This is a genomic window from Cupriavidus sp. (assembly GCF_057315035.1).
Window position 1 is genome coordinate 711,974 of sequence record NZ_DBHKYV010000001.1, and the last position, 18,039, is coordinate 730,012.

Annotated in this window: 9 protein-coding genes; 1 reads left to right on the forward strand and 8 read right to left on the reverse strand. The window is 64.2% G+C overall.

The window, feature by feature from the left end; all coding sequences use genetic code 11:
* Window positions 1-13 precede the first annotated feature (13 nt).
* From cobN to ACO550_RS03360, 6 genes are all read right to left on the reverse strand, one after another.
* The gene (cobN, locus tag ACO550_RS03335; protein WP_315594723.1) at window positions 14-4,015 is read right to left on the reverse strand and encodes a cobaltochelatase subunit CobN; all 4,002 of its coding nucleotides are present in this window, start codon (window positions 4,013-4,015) and stop codon (window positions 14-16) included.
* Between the two features lie 28 nt (window positions 4,016-4,043).
* Window positions 4,044-6,308: a TonB-dependent hemoglobin/transferrin/lactoferrin family receptor gene (locus tag ACO550_RS03340; RefSeq protein WP_315594722.1), complete on the reverse strand. Its 2,265-nt coding sequence runs from the start codon at window positions 6,306-6,308 to the stop codon at window positions 4,044-4,046.
* Window positions 6,309-6,653: 345 nt separating this feature from the next.
* Window positions 6,654-9,866, reverse strand: a complete 3,213-nt coding sequence (locus ACO550_RS03345; protein WP_315594721.1) for an efflux RND transporter permease subunit — start codon at window positions 9,864-9,866, stop codon at window positions 6,654-6,656.
* Window positions 9,867-9,870: 4 nt separating this feature from the next.
* Complete coding sequence (locus ACO550_RS03350) at window positions 9,871-11,124, reverse strand: efflux RND transporter periplasmic adaptor subunit (protein WP_315594720.1); 1,254 nt, start codon at window positions 11,122-11,124, stop codon at window positions 9,871-9,873.
* A 265-nt stretch (window positions 11,125-11,389) separates the two neighbouring features.
* The gene (locus ACO550_RS03355) at window positions 11,390-12,034 is read right to left on the reverse strand and encodes an MOSC domain-containing protein (protein ID WP_315594719.1); all 645 of its coding nucleotides are present in this window, start codon (window positions 12,032-12,034) and stop codon (window positions 11,390-11,392) included.
* A 180-nt stretch (window positions 12,035-12,214) separates the two neighbouring features.
* Window positions 12,215-13,228: an NAD(P)-dependent oxidoreductase gene (locus ACO550_RS03360; protein WP_315594718.1), complete on the reverse strand. Its 1,014-nt coding sequence runs from the start codon at window positions 13,226-13,228 to the stop codon at window positions 12,215-12,217.
* Between the two features lie 520 nt (window positions 13,229-13,748).
* On the opposite strand from ACO550_RS03360, the gene ACO550_RS03365 reads away from it, so the two are divergent.
* Entirely contained in the window at window positions 13,749-15,602 is a 1,854-nt protein-coding gene (locus ACO550_RS03365) for a phosphoenolpyruvate carboxykinase (GTP) (RefSeq protein ID WP_315594717.1), read from the forward strand.
* 137 nt (window positions 15,603-15,739) lie between these two features.
* On the opposite strand, the gene ACO550_RS03370 is transcribed toward ACO550_RS03365, so the two are convergent.
* The gene (locus ACO550_RS03370) at window positions 15,740-16,429 is read right to left on the reverse strand and encodes a response regulator (protein WP_315594716.1); all 690 of its coding nucleotides are present in this window, start codon (window positions 16,427-16,429) and stop codon (window positions 15,740-15,742) included.
* Window positions 16,426-17,808 carry a cache domain-containing protein gene (locus tag ACO550_RS03375; protein WP_315594715.1) on the reverse strand — a complete coding sequence of 461 codons (1,383 nt, stop codon included), beginning with the start codon at window positions 17,806-17,808 and terminating at the stop codon, window positions 16,426-16,428. The genes ACO550_RS03370 and ACO550_RS03375 overlap by 4 nt, the downstream gene beginning before the upstream one ends.
* Between the last annotated feature and the right edge of the window lie 231 nt (window positions 17,809-18,039).

The window sequence follows — 18,039 nt, forward strand, 5'->3', positions numbered from 1 at the left end:
GAATAACTATCTCTCAACCACTTGGTCGCCGCCGTGCGTTGAGGGCGCCGCCGATCACCGCTGCCGCCAGGGCGATGCCACCGGCCAGCCAAGATAGCACCGGCACCAGCACGGCAGCCGCCGGATTGCGTTCTTCCAGCTTCATGCCCTGTACTGGCTGGGCCTGCGGCATGGCTGGCGGTTGCGGCTCGGTCTGGGCCTGGGCGGCGGGCTCGGGCACCGGGGGCGCTGCAGGCACACGCCTCGACTGCGGCGGTGCAGCCGGCGCCTGCAGCCCATAACCAGCGCGCGCATTGGACAGCGTCTCACGGTAGGCATTGAACTGCCGATTACTGCTGCGGATATCGTGGCGTTGCGCAAGTTCGTCGTAGCGCTTCGCCAGTGTCTTGAGCAGCGCGGGATCGGCATGCCAATACCCCTTGCGCGCGGCCTCGAGCATGCGCTCGACCAACTGCGCCTGGGCTTGCGGTGCGGTGCGCTCGAACCATTGGTTCAGGCCGAGCTGGTGCTTGTCGTTGACATAGACTTCGGCGAACTCGGTCCACTGATCATCGCGCACGATCTCCGGCGCAACCGCAGTCCAACCCCAGAAATTGTTCACGGTATCCAGCATGTTCAACGCGCCGCTGTAACCCTCGGCCTTCATGCCTTCGATCCAGCCCGGATGGAAATAGCGCGTGCGCAATTCGGTTGCCATGAAACTCGCGGCGGTTTCGGTCCTGGCGTGGCTGGCATCACGCAGATTCGAGATCAGCAACTCGGGCGACTTGCCGGTCAGATGCCGCACGGCCACGCCAATGCCGCCGAGGTACTGGAACGGGTCGTCGGTGGTCAGCATGCCGTACAGGTTCGAACTGCGCGCCAGCAGCGCACCATCAACGCCCTTGAGATTCTCTGCATAGAGGTTGGCCTGCGGGTTGGCCACCGGAAGCTTCTCGCCCCAATGCGCTTCGTCGGGGCCATATGCATACTGCATGCGCGACAGATACAGCCGGGCCAGCTTTGCGTCGGCGGCCTTGCCGCTGCCGAACGTATCGGTGGCCTGCGTGGCATCGTTCAGTCCGGTACCGTAGTTGCCGGATTCGCTCGCGAAGATGCGCGTGACCGCCAGATCGTCGAGACGGGACTCCGCCACGCCAAGCCGGGTCAGTTGCGCACGCATTGCACGCGTATTGGCCGCGACGATATTGTCAGGCTCGCTCTGCGCCGCAGCCAGCCTGACCGCTTCCGCAAGCCATTTCATCAGGTTCGGAAAGTGGTCGCGATAGAGCCCCGTGGCGGACAACACCACGTCCACGCGCGGGCGGCCCAGCTCGCTGGCAGGAATGGCCTCCACGCCAATCACGCGGCCGCCACCATCCCATTTGGGACGGATGCCAAGTACCGCCATCGCCTGTGCTTCGAGCATGCCCTGGTGCCGCATGGTCTCGACGCTCCACAGCGAAAACGCGAGCTTCCCTGGCCACTGCCCGTGACGCTTGCGCCAGTCCTGGAGCATTGCTTCCGCAGCGGCCTGTCCTGCTTGCCACGCTTCGCGACTCGGTACCTTCGACGGATCGAAGCCATAGAGATTCCGACCGGTCGGCAAAGCATCGGGATTGCGAATCGGATCACCACCGGTTCCGGCGCGCACATGCCGTCCTGACAGTGCCGCCAGCAATCCTTCGGTCTCTGGATGCGCATCCAGGTTTGCGTAGAGTTGCCGCGCACGCTGCATGTCCTCGCGCTGCTGTGGATCTGTCAACGCTTCCAGGCCGGCCTGCTCCACCACATGGCGACGCAGCAGTGCGTAGGGCCCGGTGTGCGAGAGCTGTGCGTAGTCCACCGCGAACAATTCCTCGGGCTCTTCCGGAAACATGCGCTTGAGCCAGTCCTTGCCGAGCATGGCCATGGTCGTGTACAGACGCAGCCTTTCCTCCTGCGATTGGCCAAACGTGTGCAAACCATATGGCTGCAGCGTGCCACCGAGATCGTGCAGATGCGTGTGCAACGCATCGAGATATGCCGTGAATGCCGATCTCGCGCGCGCTTCGGTCCAACCCATGTCCTCGAAAACGTGCATCGACTTGCTGCGCGCGAGGATGTCGTCGGCCAGCCGGTCTTTCACCGCCCCTTCGTCCTGCGCCATCCACACGTGCAGTTGGTCGTGCAACTGCGTGAGATCGGTATGCAGGCCAGCGGGCTTGAATGGCGGCGTCTGGTGACTGACGATGACCGCGCGTCCGCGCCGCCTGGCCTGGATCGCTTCGCCCACATCGTCAACGATATACGGATAGACCACGGGCACGTCACCGAGCACCAGGTAGGGCGCGTCACTCACCGACAGTGCACGCTCCTTGCCCGGCGTCCACTCCTGCGTGCCATGCGTGCCGTAGTGCACCAGCGCCTCGCGGCCCTGTCGCGCCCACAGATAGGCCGCCATATAGAAATGGTTGAGCGGCGTGCTGGTCGAGTGATAGAGCGCCTTCTCGTTTGACTCGCCACGCTCGCCACGCGGTGGCAGCGGCATCAGCGCGATGTTGCCGAGTTGCAGGCGAGGAATCACGAAACCCGTTTCACCATTGCGCGTAGTCGCCATCGACGACTGCTCGGGCTGACCCCAACGTGCCGTCACCGCTTCGCGCAGCGTTGCCGGCTGGGCATCGAACCAGGCGCGGTAGTGCGACATCGGCATCCACACGCCAAGGTTGGCATCGAGCAATGGCTGATGGCTGCCGGCGCGGTAGAACGGCGCAAGCAGGGCGCCGAGGTCGCGCTGCAACGTTGCCTCGTCGGCGGCATCGGTACGGTATCCAGCGGCTTGCAACGCGGCCAGCGTACCGGCCAGGCTCTTCGGCAGGTTGAGGAACGACGCCGACAGGTTTTTATCGCCGGCGGGATAGTTGTAGAACAGGATTACCACGCGTTTGTCGGCGTTCGGCATACGCTGCAACCGCGTCAGCGCGATGGCCTTGCCGACCACGGCATCGAGTTGGGCGGGCAGGCTAACGATGGCACCGTCGGGCTTTGCAGTGGCGGCTGCCAGGATCGGATCGATCACGCCTGCCATTTCCGGCTGCACGAGATAGAACGGCGTATCGGTCAGGCTGATGCCGTGCCGGTCGGCGGCCCAGTCGGCGGCGTCGCCCTTGCGGTAGGGCATGACCTGCAGCACGGGAATGCCAAGCGACTCGAATTCGGCCTTGCGTCCCTGCGCATTGAGCATGATCTGGGCATTGACCAGCACGTCGACGATGCGCTTGCCCTCGGGTGCCGCCATGCGCGTGATGCCGTCCGCATCCATCACCGGGCCATAGAACACCAGTGCGCGCGCGTGCCCCGCTTCGATGCGCGCGATCAGGTCATCGATGAATGCGCTATCGAGTCCGGACACATAGGCCTGGTGGATCGCAACGCCAATCACCGGTGTGCCATCTGCACCAGACTCGGCGCCAGACGCCAGCAACGCGTCCGTAGCGGAAGTCGTGATCATGTCCGGCAGGCGCGGATGATAGTAGGCGGCTTTCGGAAAAATCACGGGTGCGGGAATCGACGGGTCGCTGCGCAGATGGAATTGCTCCGTCGCCAGCGTGCGCAGCATGGCGTCGAAGTTTGCGCGACCGCCGTTGACGTAGTAAGCCTGCAGTCGCGCCGCGAGGACCTCGGGCACGCCGTACGATTCATGACGGTCGGTAGCCACCAGCACGCGCGGCGTCTTCGATGTCGTCCATGCAGGACCGAGCTGCGCGGTGATCGCTGCCACGATGTGGTCGCGCGGCGCGTCGACGATCAGCAAGTCGGGCTGCGTCGCGAAACGCGCGAGATCCTGCGCCGACAGCTTGTCAATGTAGCGCGACTCCAACGCAATACCGTGCTGGCTCGCCATGTTACGCAGCGGTTCGAACTTGCCGGCCGGTACCGGCGAGCTGGTCAGGATATGGATCGTGGGCGCCGCCAGGGCAACCTGCGCGATCAGTACAACCAGCATGACGCCGAGGAAGGCCAGCCACTTTATATGTATCGATTGTGGGGACATTATTAATTCCTGTATGCGCGTCAGAACGTCAGAACGCCAGCTTCACGCTGGCGGCAACGGTGCGGCCCGGCTGCGTGTAGAAATCAAGACCGGGCTCGGTGGCAGTCACGCCGGTCTGGCGTATATCGCCCCACAGCCAGTACTTCTTGTCGAACAGGTTGTTCACCGCCAGGGTCAGCGTCGCCCGCTTGCCGAATCGCCACCACGCCTGCAGGTCGACCACGCCGTAGCCTCCGGGCCTGAAGTAGTTGATGGTCGTGTCATCGGTGCGCGTAACGGCACGGGCACCACGCCAGCGCAGTGCCGCACCCGGGCCCTCGCTCAGCGACGGTTCCCACGTCAGGCCGGCCGACGCGCGCAGCGGTGAGACGGTGTTCAGCGGCTGGTTGGTTTGCTCATTGGTGCCATGCGCATACGCCACCGCGCCATCGATGCGCCACTGCGGCTGGAAGCGCCAGGTGCCACGCCATTCAGCGCCGTAGATGCGCACCCTGGCCTGGTTGCGGTGCTGGGACGTGACGCGCATGCCTGGCAGGCAGGACGGATCGGACGGGCAATTGAGCCGAACCTTTTCGATGAAGTCCTTGTAGCGGTTGTCGAATACTGAGACGCTGGTCTGGACGTGGTCGTCGGAATAGCGCACGCCGACTTCGAACGAGCGGCTTTTCTCCGGTCCGAGATCGCCATTCGGCACGGAGCCGTAACGCTGCACCGGGTTGCGGAAACTTCCATTGATTTCCGTATAGCTCGGCGCGCGGTAGCCAAACACATATTGCGTCCAGACATTGACGCGGTCCGTGGCCTGCCACAACGCCGAGAGTTTTGGCGAAACGTTCGCGTCGCGCTTGCTGACTGCTGGCTTCGCGGCCACGCTGTTGTAGAGCGGGTCGTTATCGGGACCAAGCGCGTAGTGGTCGAAACGCACGCCAGGTGTCAGCGTCAAGCGACCGTTGAATCCGCGCAGCTCGTCCTGCACGAACACACCGACCTGGCGCGATGCGCCGCGCGGAAAATCGTGGATCGGAAACGTCTCACCCGCCAGCGACTTCATCGTGGTACCGGTAGCCGTGTTGCGTGCGGTGGCATCGCGCATTTCTTCCGACTCGGTGCGAATGAAGTCGACACCGCCGATCAGGCGATGTTCGACGCTGCCCGTGTTGAACGATTTGTCGGCCTGCATATTGAAGCCGGTTTGCTGTTGCCCGAAGCCGAATTCCAGCGCAACGTCGCATCGGCTCGATCCCGTGCGGGTTCCGGAACACCGGTTGCTGGTACCGCTACGCACCTGCCTCGTATTGGTCCGGGTACGGCTCTTCTGGTAGTAGGCCGAAGCAGTCAGTCGATCGATCGCGCCCCTGCCAGGCCGCCATTCGTAGTCGAGTGAGACACGGTCACGCTCGCTGTCCTGGATACCGTTTGCCGATGTCACGCGCGGCAGCGACGCAGACAATCGCCGCATATCGGTTGCGGTGCTGCCGTCGCGATGCTCATAGGTGAGTTTGAAGCGTTGCCGCTGCGTGGCGTTCAGCACGACTTTGCCGAGATAGGCGTTGGTCTCCGCGTGCTGCGGGTTCGGCGCGGTGCGTGACACCGATATCGAGTCGTCGCCGCCCATGCTCTTCATCTCGTGCGCCTTGCGATGCGCGTACATGAACAGGCCCTGGATCGCATCGTTGCCACCGGCCACGCCAGCCGTCTGGCCAAACGCATTGTCGATGCCGTTCCAGTGCAGGCCGGCTTCGCCAGCAACCGGCTTGCCACGCATCACATCGTCGGGGTCCATGGTGGCGTATGCCACCGCACCACCAATCGCATCGGAACCATACAGGCTCGATGCCGGACCGCGCAGCGCTTCGACGCGCTTCAGGAAGCCGAACTCTGGTGCATCGCGCGTGGCGGTGGTGATGTTCGATGGGCCACCGCCGCGATAGAAGTCAGGCAGGCGCACGCCATCGACCGTCTGCAACACACGGTTGCCCTCGATGCCCCGGATATTGATATTGCCTGCGCCAAAGCGACGGCGGTCGCGCGGCACATCGATATCGGGCTCGTCGGCAAACAGGCCCGTTTCGTCGACCGGCATCGCGTGCCCGATCTTGCGTGCGTCTTCGACGGTGATCGTCGACGCCACGGCATCGGCACGTTCCTCGGTGCGCGTGGCCGTAACCACGACTTCGCGCAGTTGCCGGACCTCTTCGGCCCACAACGGCGTGCAAAGCGTGGCGCAAACGGTGGCAACAGGTGTGACCCCACCAGCGGCGCGCATGCGACGCGCCAGAGAACAGCGTTTCATTGGATTTCCCCTTCAAGAAAACGAAACGCTGGCTGGCTGGTGGCGCGGGGTCGTCAATGACCGGCACCGGTACTGATGGACTGGCTGGCGTGAACGGCGGACCCTGCGCCGTAACGCGGGCCGTCTATTGATAGCGAGAATTATTCTCGTTTGATCGCTTTTAAACAAGCCCCCGCGATCGAAAGAACGCAGAAAACCTGTGGTTCACGCCAAGCGGGAGAAGGCACAACGTAACAACGCAACAACTGCGGTGCAGTCGCGCAGCAATCACCATGTACACGCCTCTCCGGCAACGCGGAGAGGCGGTAGTGATGGTAGAGGCGATAGCGGCGGTGGAGACAAAGCTCAGTGCTGGCCGACCGTAGCGGGCTGCCGCGCTGGTTGAGTCTCTGCAAGCGGATTGCCTTCCGAATCGATCTGCAGCGGGCCAGTGCCCGAGAATCGATCGAGAGCCAGGTAGATGACTGGCGTGATGAACAGCGTGATGACCTGCGAGAACAGCAGGCCGCCCACCACGGCCAGGCCCAGCGGCTGGCGCAGTTCGGCACCTGCGCCCAGGCCCAGCGCCAGCGGCAGCGCACCCATCACGGCCGCGAACGTCGTCATCATGATTGGCCGGAAGCGCAGCAGGCAGGCCTGCCGGATCGCCTTGGCCGGCAACATGCCCTGGTCGCGCTGCGCCGCCAGCGCGAAGTCGATCATCATGATCGCGTTCTTCTTCACGATGCCGATCAGCATCAACACCCCGATGGTTGCGATCAGTGACAGTTCGACATTGAAGATGAACAGCGTCAGCAACGCGCCTATGGCCGCCGACGGCAAACCCGCCAGGATCGTCAGCGGGTGGATATAGCTCTCATAAAGCACGCCCAGCAAGGTGTAGATGACGGCAATGGCCGCCACCAGCAATACCACCTGCGTGGCTTGCGACGACTGGAACACGGCCGCGTCACCACCCCAGCTCGTGAAGATCGACGTGGGCATCTCGATCTCCTGGCGATAGCGGTCGATCAGCTTCGACGCATCGCCAAGCGCCGCACCGGGCGCAAGGTTGAAAGACACTGTGACCGAAGGCAGCTGGCCCTGGTGGTTCACTGCGATCGGTCCGACGCGCCGTTCGGTCGTGGCGAACGCCGACACCGGCACCATCTGCCCGGTCTTGCTGCGCACGTAGAGCTTCGAGAATGCGGTCTCGTCCACGCGATCGATATCGGCGGCGGTCAGGATCACGTAGTAGTTGTCGATCGGCGTGTAGATCGTCGACACCTGCCGCTCGCCAAATGCGGTGTACAGCGCAGTCCGCACGTCCTGCATCTGCACGCCCAGCGCGTTGGCCTTGTCGCGGTCGATTGTCAGTTGCGCCTCGAGACCCGACTGCTGCGAGTCGCTGGTCACGTCGCGAAACACCGGCTCGGCGCGCATCTTCGCCATGAGCTTGTCGCTGAATTCCTGCAGTTGGCCCGCCTTCACGCTCTGCAGCGTGTACTGGTAGCGGCTCTTGCTCTGGCGACCACCGAGGCGCAGGTTCTGCACCGGCGAGAAATACACCTGCAGGCCCGGCACGCCCGACACATCGTGACGCAACGATTCCACCACCTGCGGCATCTTCGGCCGCTGGCCCAACGGCTTCAGTTCCACGAACATGCGGCCCGTATTGATCGCGGGCGAGGGGCCGCCACCAATCGACGCCACCACGCTTTTCACGGCCGGATTCGCACGGATGCGCTCGGCTGCATCACGCAGGCGTTCGGACATTGCATCGAAGGAAATATCCTGCGGACCTTCGGCATTGACCTGGATCTGGCCAATGTCTTCCTCTGGGAAGAAGCCTTTCGGAATTTTCACGAACAGCACGGCCGTCAGCACGAACGTCATGGCGGCAACGCCCAGCACCACGCGCCGATGCGCAAGGCACCAGTCCAGCCCGCGCGCGTAATTGTGCAGCGTCCACTCGAACAGGTCTTCGAACCATTGCGTGGAGCGCATCCCGAGCGTCTGCTTCTGCTGCACATGATGCGTCGGTGCACCTGCCGCGTGGTCGCCGTAGGCATGCTGCGATTCGTCGATCGGCACGTTTTCCGCCGACAGGAAGCGCGCGCACAGCATCGGGATCAGCGTCAGCGATACCAGTGCCGACACCAGGATCGACAGCGACACCACCGCCGCGAATTCATGGAACAGCAGGCCGATCACACCCGGCATGAAGAAGATCGGGATAAACACCGCCACTAGCGAGATCGAGATCGAGAGAATCGTGAAGCCCATCTCGCGCGAACCCACCAGCGCGGCTTTGAGTGGCGGCACGCCTTCCTCAATATGACGGACGATGTTTTCGAGCATCACGATCGCGTCGTCCACCACCAGGCCCACGGCCAGCGTGATGGCCAGCAGCGACACGTTGTCGAGGCTGTAGCCGAACGCCTTCATCAGCGCCACGGTGCCGATCAGCGAGATTGGCAGCGACACGGTAGGAATCAGCGTAGCCGCCGCGCGACGCAGGAACAGGAAGATCACCATCACCACCAGCGCCACGGTCAGCGCCAGCGTGAACTGCACGTCGTGGATCGATTCACGGATCGAGTTCGAGCGATCGTTCACCACACTGACGTTGACCGAGTCCGGCATCTGCTGCAGCAGGCGCGGCAGCGCACCCTTGATGGCATCGACCACCGCCACCGTATTGGCATCGGGCTGGCGCAGCACCGCCAGCACGATCGAGCGCTCGTTGTTGAGCCAGCTACCGGTCTTGATGGTCTCGACGCTATCTTCCACCTCGGCGACATCCGACAGGCGCACGACCGCACCACTGGGCTGGCTGGCCACGATGATGTTGCGGAACGCATCGGCGCTCGTCATCTGGCGGTTGGCCTGGATCGTCAGCGTCTGGCGCGCGCCGTCGAGCGTACCCACCGGGGTATTCGCATTGGCGCGATTGAGCGCAATCGCCAGCTCATCGAGCGTCAGGCCCCGTGCGGCCAGCGCATCCGGGTGGGCACGCACGCGTACCGAAAAACGCTTCTGGCCGAAGATCTGCACCTGGGCCACGCCGGGCAGCGTGGCCAGCGTCGGCGAGATCAGGTTGTCGCCAAACGCATTCAGGTCGCCCAGGCTCATCGACGGTGAATTGATGGCCAGCAGGATCACCGGTGCATCGGCCGGGTTCACCTTGCGATACGACGGCGGCACCGTCATCTCGATCGGCAGCGAGCGTTGCGCGCGGAACAGTGCGGCCTGCACGTCCACGGCCGCATCGTCGATATTGCGGTCGCTGTTGAATTCGATCGTGATGCTGGAGTTGCCGAGCGTGTTCGACGAACTGATCACACTCACGCCCGGGATGGTCGCGAACTGCTTTTCGAGTTGCGTGGCCACCGACGCGGCCATGGTCTCGGGACTTGCTCCGGGTAGTGTGGCCGTGACCTGAATCACGGGCGAATTGAAGCTGGGGAGTGCCGCGATCGGGATCGTCGGGTACAGCACGATGCCGGTGACGATCACGGCCAGGCACAGCAGCACCGTCATCACGGGCCGGCGGATACAGAGCTCGGACAGCGTCATGATGTCAATGCTTGTTGTCGGCCGCAGCGGCGGCGGCTGCAGCAGCCGGTGCCGATGCCGCGCGTGCCGTGGCTTCACGCACCATGCTGCCCGGGCGCAGGTTCTGCGCGCCTTCGGTCACCACGCGCGCACCCGCCTGCACGCCTTCCACCACGGCCGCGGCGGCAGTGGTGGCCAGAACCCGCACCGGCACGCGTGCCACCTTGTGGTCAGGCTGCACGGTGTAGACGAAACGGCCTTCCGGGCCGGTCACGATCGCTTGCGGCGGTACGCTCAGCGCGTTCTTCAGCACCTGCACCGTGGCATTCACGTTGGCATAGGTGCCGGGCCAGAGCCGCTGCTCCTCGTTGCCGAACATCGCCTTGACGCGGATGCTGCCGTATTGCGGGTCGACGGTATTGTCGACGAACGTGATCTTGCCGGTTACTGGCGCCTTGTTGCCGTCGTTCGGCTGCGCGGTAACGGTGACCGGGCCTTGCTGCAGCGCCTCGCGCAACGCGGCAAGCTGGCGTTCGGGCAACGTGAACATGACCGTGATCGGGGCGATCTGGGCAATGGTCACCATCGGGGCGGTGGCGGTGGTGTTGGTCGGTGTGACCAGCGAACCGGGGAACACGTTGATGACGCCGGTGCGTCCACCGATCGTCGCGCGGATCGAACCGTAGCTGATCGCTACCTGGCTGGCTTCGATGGCGGCCTGGTCGGCGCGGATCGTGGCTTCGAACCCGTCGACCTTGGCCTGGGCCGTATCCACCGCGCTTCGCGAGATGAAATTGCGCTGCAGCAGTTCCTGGCTCCGTACCAGTGTACGGCGCGCATCGGACAAGTCAGCCTGGTCGCGCATCAATTGCGCGCGGGCCTTCGCCAGGTTGGCTTCGTCCATGCGCGTATCGAGCGAAAACAGCAGGTCACCGGGCTTTACCGACTGGCCTTCCTTGATGTGCACGGCGCGCACGGTGCTCGATACCTGCGGACGCACTTCCACGGTCTGCATGGCGGTGACCGTGCCGTTGGCGGTGACTTCAACCGGTACATCGCCTTGCGCGACCACGGCCGTGCTCACGGTGGCGGCGACGGGAGCCTTGGCAGCCGGCTTGGGCGCGAACCACGTCTTCCAGGCGTACCAGCCAGCCACGACCAGCACAACCAGCACCACGATTGCCACCCAGGGCGAAGTGCGGCCACGGCCCGTGCTGGCGGCCGCGCTCCAGTTGCCATCGACGAAGCCCTTCGGCTGGTCGATCCCGTCTGTTTTCATGTGAGGACCCTCAATGCCCATGGCGCGCTCCCCAATGGCGCCGGCTTCATGGAGCCGGCTTGGCCCGCGCAAATAGCTACTAGTACCGCATCGGCCCTTTCAGGCAAAGCGGGTTGTATTACAAGTCATTACAGCATCGCAGGGGATGGTTGTCGGGCCAACGGGGAGGGGTTGGCCGAAATGCTTGTATCAGATACAAAACATTAGCAGAAAAGCGTGACACGTCCACTCGGGACTAACGCGGGACTGCCACTGGCGGCCGGATTCAGGCGCTTTGATGGCGGTTCAGGCTGTCGAGCGATACCTGCCGCAGGCCGGGCGTCAGCACCATGGCATCGCCGGCACGGATCACGCCTGGGCGCGCAACGCTCAGGTACACGCCCGAAAAGCCGCTGCGTGACATGTCGCGTACCGCGTGGGCATAGCCCATGACCGCATTGAGCTTGAAGCACGGCCGGCGTGGCGATTCCACCACAAGTTCGACATCGCCGATGCGGAGCCGGTCGCCAACCCAGAGCGAGGTCTCGAGCAGGCCCTGGATGGTCAGGTTCTCGCCCATCGCGCCAAAAGCGAGCGGGCGCGCGGCTTCCTCCACGCCGGCCTCGCGGCGGCGGGTATTCCACCAGCAATAGTGTTCGATCGGGTAGGCGTAGATGGCCTTGTCCGGACCGCCGTGTACCGTGCGGTCCATCTGCTGGTCGCCCGCCACGCCCAGCCGGTGCACGCCAACGGCGATCGGGTGGTGCAGGGTGCTCAGCGGATGCTTGCGGATGGCCGACATCACCACTGCTTCGGTGCCGGCACCTGCAACGACCAGCGGCAGCGCCGTGCCGACGTTGACCGCCAGGACGCGGCCGACGGCTGTGCCGCCAGCGCCTGCGGGATAGGGACGCGGATCGGATTCGGCCACGGTACGCCCTCCTTGCGTGTGCGGGCCCACGCGGATGCACCGCAAATGGGTGTCACGCGCTGACGTTGTGCATCGAGTGTACCGGGCCGATTGCCGGCCGAAGGGGAGGAAATGTGGGCAAACAGACGCACGAATGGCCGCACCCGAGCCAGCGTGCGGCCATTCGTGGAGTGCGACGGTTCAGCGCGAGAGCGCCGGCGTCAGGGCCTTCGGGTTGGCGATGCTGTCGTGCTTGCCGTCCAGCACGTCAAGGATGTTCTGGAACGCCGTGCGGAAGTAAAGCTCGTAGCTGTCGCGCTCCACGTAGCCCAGGTGCGGCGTGCAGATGCAGTTTTCCATGCGCAGCAGCGCGTGTCCCTGCAGGATCGGCTCGGATTCGAAAACATCCACGGCTGCCATGCCGGGGCGGCCCCGGTTCAGCGCGGCCACCAGCGCGTTTTCCTCGATCAGCTCGGCGCGGCTCGTGTTGACGAACAGCGCCGTCGGCTTCATGCGCTGCAGGTCAGCCAGCCTGACGATGCCGCGCGTCTCGTCATTGAGGCGCAGGTGCAAGGACAGTACGTCGCTGTCTGCAAACAGCTGGTCGACCGATTCGGCCACATTCAGGCCATCCTCGCGCGCGCCTTGCTGCGACGCCTCGCGGCCCCAGACCAGCACGTTCATGCCGAACGCCCGCCCATAGCCGGCCAGCAGGCGGCCGATCTTGCCGTAGCCCCAGATGCCCAGCGTCTGGCCGCGCAGCACCTGGCCCACGCCGAAGTTCGGCGGCATGGTGGTCGACTTCAGGCCCGACTGCTGCCAGGCGCCGTGCTTGAGGCTGGCCACATACTGCGGAATGCGCCGCTGGGCGGCCATGATCAATGCCCAGGTCAGCTCTGCCGGCGCCACCGGCGAACCCACCCCTTCGAGCACGGCCACGCCGCGGTCGGTGCAGGCGTCCAGGTCCACATGACCACCGGCACGTCCGGTCTGGCTGATGATCTTCAGCTTGGGCAACTTTTCGAGCAACTGGCGCGTCACCCGCGTGCGTTCGCGGATCAGGACCAGCGCTTCCACGTCCGACAGGCGCGCGGCCAGCTGGCCCACGCCCTTGACGGTGTTGTTGAAGACCTTGACGTCGTGGCCTTCCAGCAGGGAAAAGCAGGGCAGCTTGCGGACGGCGTCCTGGTAATCGTCGAGAACGGCAATCTTCATTGGTGACTCTTTGATCTCGGGGGCTTGGTGCGCGCGACCACAGAATCGGCGCGCGCCCGACAGTATTGTTGACTTCCCTGACGCAACATTGACAACGGACACGTCGCTACGGGTTTCCCCGCGCAACGATGCCGCGCGGTGGCGAACGGGCATTTTGACAGGGGACACAATGCTGCGCAGCAAAAAACAGGGGGTCCGTACAGTGGTATTCTTGCCCGCTCTCGCGACACGACAGTGCGGTCGAGCGACGCTCCCGCCTCCTGTCTGCCGCCAGACAATGCCCGACCGGCCCCTGCCGCCCGCCAAAAGCGGGCGAAGCGCAACTGTATCGCAGCCGCAGGGACCCCCGCGACCTTTGCACGGATTTGGTCGCCGCCGAGTTGTAACGGGATGTGACGATTACACGGCGAGTGCGCCATGCCCAACCCGGCATGCCACTTGACGGACCAGTCTTCCCCGTGACAGCCGCAACCCCGGACACGGACATTGCAAGAATTCCTTTTCGCTTTGGAGCAGTCAGATGAACCACCCCACAATGCAAGGCACTCCGGCACTGAACGTGCCGGCCTGGGTAAAGAACCAGAAACTGGTCGCCTGGGTAGCCGAGATCGCCGCCCTGACCAAGCCGGACCAGATCTACTGGTGCGATGGCTCGCAGGAAGAATATGACCGCCTGTGCGAGCAGATGGTCGCCGCCGGCACCATGCAACGCCTGAACCCGGCCAAGCGCAAGAACTCGTTCCTGGCCCTGTCCGATCCGTCGGATGTGGCGCGCGTGGAAGACCGCACCTTCATCTGTTCCGAGAAGAAGGAAGACGCCGGCCCCACCAATAACTGGACTGCGCCGGCCGAGATGCGCACCACGCTGAATGGCCTGTTCGACGGCTGCATGCGTGGCCGCACGCTGTATGTGGTGCCGTTCTCGATGGGTCCGCTGGGTTCGCCGATCGCGCATATTGGCGTGGAACTGTCCGATTCGCCGTACGTGGCCGTGAACATGCGCATCATGACCCGCATGGGCAAGGCCGTGTACGACGTGCTGGGCGCCGAAGGCGAGTTCGTGCCTTGCGTGCACACCGTGGGCAAGCCGCTGGCCGCTGGCGAGAAGGACGTGCCATGGCCATGCAATTCGACCAAGTACATCGTTCATTTCCCCGAGTCGCGCGAAATCTGGTCGTTCGGTTCCGGCTACGGCGGCAACGCACTGCTGGGCAAGAAGTGCTTCGCGCTGCGGATCGCCTCGACCATGGGCCGCGACGAAGGCTGGCTGGCCGAGCACATGCTGATCCTGGGCGTGACCTCGCCCGAGGGCAAGAAGTACCACGTGGCCGCTGCGTTCCCGTCGGCCTGCGGCAAGACCAACTTTGCCATGCTGATCCCGCCCAAGGGCTTCGACGGCTGGAAGATCACCACGATCGGCGACGACATCGCCTGGATCAAGCCGGGCCGCGATGGCCGCCTGTACGCGATCAACCCCGAGGCCGGCTACTTCGGCGTGGCACCGGGCACGAGCGAGAAGACCAACTTCAACGCGATGGCGACGCTCAAGGAAAACGTCATCTTCACCAACGTGGCGCTGACCGATGACGGCGACGTGTGGTGGGAAGGCATGACCAAGGAAGCGCCGGCGCATCTGGTGGACTGGCAGGGCAAGGACTGGACGCCGGCAATTGCCAAGGAAACCGGCGCCAAGGCCGCGCATCCGAATGCACGCTTTACCGCGCCGGCATCGCAATGCCCGTCGATCGACGACAACTGGGACAACCCGGCTGGCGTGGCCATCGACGCGTTCATCTTCGGCGGCCGCCGCAGCACCACGGTGCCGCTGGTAACCGAAGCCCGCAACTGGACCGAAGGCGTCTACATGGCCGCCACGATGGGTTCGGAAACCACGGCCGCCGCGGCTGGCCAGCAAGGCGTGGTACGCCGCGACCCGTTCGCGATGCTGCCGTTCTGCGGCTACAACATGAGCGACTACTTCGGCCACTGGCTCGCGCTGGGCAAGAAGCTCGAGGAAGCGGGCGCGAAGCTGCCGAAGTTCTACTGCGTGAACTGGTTCCGCAAGGACGCCGACGGCAACTTCGTGTGGCCGGGCTTCGGTGAAAACATGCGCGTGCTGTCGTGGATGATCGACCGCGTCGAAGGCCGTGGCGAAGGCGTGGATCACGTGTTCGGCACGTCGCCGCGCTATGCCGACCTGAACTGGGACGGCCTGTCGTTCACGACCGAACAGTTCGACCAGGTCACGTCGATCGACCTCGACGCATGGCAGAACGAGCTGAAGCTGCACGATGAACTGTTCACGCAGCTCAAGCACAACCTGCCGCAGGCACTGGTGGAAACCAAGGAAGCCCTGGCCAAGCGTCTGGCCTGAGTTTTCCAGCCATAAGAAAAACGCCGAACGGTTCACAGCCGTTCGGCGTTTTTTGTTGGGCGTGTTGGGCGTAGATATGCTTTCGGTGTTCGCCTCTGTCCCGCACTGCGGGAGAGGGGAGCAAACATGTGGGCGTCTTAACTTCCTTCGACGTCCAGACCAAGCTGCTGCACCGCATACTTCACCAGCTCCGCGCGGCCTTCGATGCCGAGTTTGCGTTTCAGGTTCAGGCGGTGCGTCTCCACGGTTCGTACTGACACGCCGAGCCGCGCCGCGATTTCCTTGTTGGCGTGGCCGCGGCCTATGCCATGCAGGATGTCGCGTTCGCGGGGTGTCAGCGCGTCGAGCGGACTGATGGTGTGCTCGGCCATGCCGCGCGCAATGCGGGCGCTATAGAACACTCGCCCTGCCAGCACGGTGTGGATGGCGGCCATCAGCTCGTCGGCCGGCGCGTCCTTGAGTACGTAGCCACGCGCGCCGGCACGGATGGCCTGGCGTACGTATTCCAGGTTGTCGTGCATCGACACGATCAGCACGGCGAGTTCCGGATACCGGTCATGCAGCGCACTGGCCAGCGCGATACCGCCCATGCCGCGCATGCCGATATCGGTGATGACCAGTTCCGGCAGGCAATCGGGTCCCGCATTGGCCAGCCACGCCAGCGCGGCTTCACCATCGTCGGCTTCGCCAACGACATCGAGATCGGGATGCAGTGACAGGTGCATGCGCATGCCATCGCGCACCAGCGCGTGATCATCGATCAGCAGCACGCGGGCGGGCTTGTCCGAAGCGGCAATGACGGAATCGTCGTCGTGCGAAATGGTCATGACAGCGGAGTATCGGATGGGGAGGTGGTCAGGGGCAGCGCCGCCACGAGCCGCGTGCCGGCAGGCGTCGACGTGATATCGAACTGGCCACCCAGTGCAGCCATGCGCTCGCGCAGGTTGCGCAGGCCGATGCCGCGCCGCGGGTCGTGCTGCATGCGGGCCACGTCGAAACCGGCGCCATTGTCGCGCACGGTCAGCCGCGTGCCCGATGGCGAGAATTCAAGCGCTACGGCGACACGCGTGGCATGGGCATGGCGTTCGACATTGGTCAACGCTTCCTGTGCAATGCGAAACAATGCCGTGGCATGTTCCTCGGAAAGTTCGCGCGGTTGGCCGGACTGTGTCACTTCCACCGTCAGCGTACTGCCGGCCTGCATTTCGCGCGCCAGGTGCTGGAGCGCGGCAAACAGACCGAGGTCATCGAGCAGGGCAGGGCGCAGGTTGCGCGCCACGCGCCGTACCTCGTTGAATACGGTATCGAGGCGATTCAGCGCCATGCCCAGGATTGGCGCTACCGATGCGCCCTCGGCAGGTGCCATGCGAATCCGGTTGGTGGCGGCTTCGAGCACAAGCTTGACCGACACCAGCAACTGGCTGATGCCATCGTGCAGTTCGCGCGACAACCGTGCGCGTTCCTCTTCCTGCGACTGCACCACGCGTTGCGCCAACTGGCGCAGCTTGGCGTCGGCCTCGCGATGTTCGCTGATGTTGAGCGCCAGTCCGCTGGCCGCCACCAGCAGGATGCTGATGCCGGCGATCACGCCGATCCACGCCATGGTTTCGCGAATATCGGTTTCGGCGCGCGCATCGAGCTGGCGCAGCGTCTGCTCGACATCATCGAGATAAATGCCGGTGCCGAGCATCCAGTTCCAGGCCGGCACGGCCACCACGTAGCCAAGCTTGGGCACCTCCTGCTGCGTCGAAGGCTTTCTCCACAGGTAGCGCACCGATCCGCCCCCGGCCTTGGCGGCGCTGACCAGCTTCTGGATCGTCAGCGCACCTTGCGGGTCGCGCAGCAACCACAGGTCCTGGCCGACCAGTTCAGGCTGGCGCGGGTGCATCAGGTTCCGGCCTTGCAGGTCATACAGGAAGAAATACCCGTCGGGCCCGTAGTCGAGCCGGGCCAGCGCGTCCATGGCCGACTGGCGCGTTGCCGCGTCATTGCGTCCCGATTGAACCATCGGCGCAATCGCGCTCTGGGCCAGTTCCACGTAGTGGCGCAGCTCGGTTTCCTTACTCTGCAGATAGGCGGCTTCCACCAGCGCGCGCTCGTGGCGGGCCAGTGCCGTGGCCTGGTAACGCACGGCCAGCGCAATGCCCAGCATCGCGACGGCGAGCGGTGCCACGGCAAGCAAAAGTATCTTTTGGCGGAGTTTCATCTGAACCGGGGGTAAACACCGATGCCGGCGAGGCCGCTTGGCATCGTCGCGCTACGTACTACTACGCACGGGTGCTGCGTAGTTTCGCGCTTGTGCCGACATGGGCGGCTGTCAATACTACACGCCGGATTACGCCCGGGCCTGCCTGCGACGCAATCCGACGCAGTAGGTGCGCGCCGATCCTTGCGATTTCGCTGTCGGCTGCACTGCCTGCCTGCACGACAAGATCCG

Coding starts and splice junctions, on each gene's coding strand:
- ACO550_RS03365 (WP_315594717.1), top strand. CDS start 13,749: ATGAACCACCCCACAATGCAAGGCACTCCGGCACTGAACGTGCCGGCC.
- ACO550_RS03340 (WP_315594722.1), bottom strand. CDS start 6,308: ATGAAACGCTGTTCTCTGGCGCGTCGCATGCGCGCCGCTGGTGGGGTC.
- ACO550_RS03360 (WP_315594718.1), bottom strand. CDS start 13,228: ATGAAGATTGCCGTTCTCGACGATTACCAGGACGCCGTCCGCAAGCTG.
- ACO550_RS03375 (WP_315594715.1), bottom strand. CDS start 17,808: ATGAAACTCCGCCAAAAGATACTTTTGCTTGCCGTGGCACCGCTCGCC.
- ACO550_RS03370 (WP_315594716.1), bottom strand. CDS start 16,429: ATGACCATTTCGCACGACGACGATTCCGTCATTGCCGCTTCGGACAAG.
- ACO550_RS03345 (WP_315594721.1), bottom strand. CDS start 9,866: ATGACGCTGTCCGAGCTCTGTATCCGCCGGCCCGTGATGACGGTGCTG.
- cobN (WP_315594723.1), bottom strand. CDS start 4,015: ATGTCCCCACAATCGATACATATAAAGTGGCTGGCCTTCCTCGGCGTC.
- ACO550_RS03350 (WP_315594720.1), bottom strand. CDS start 11,124: ATGAAAACAGACGGGATCGACCAGCCGAAGGGCTTCGTCGATGGCAAC.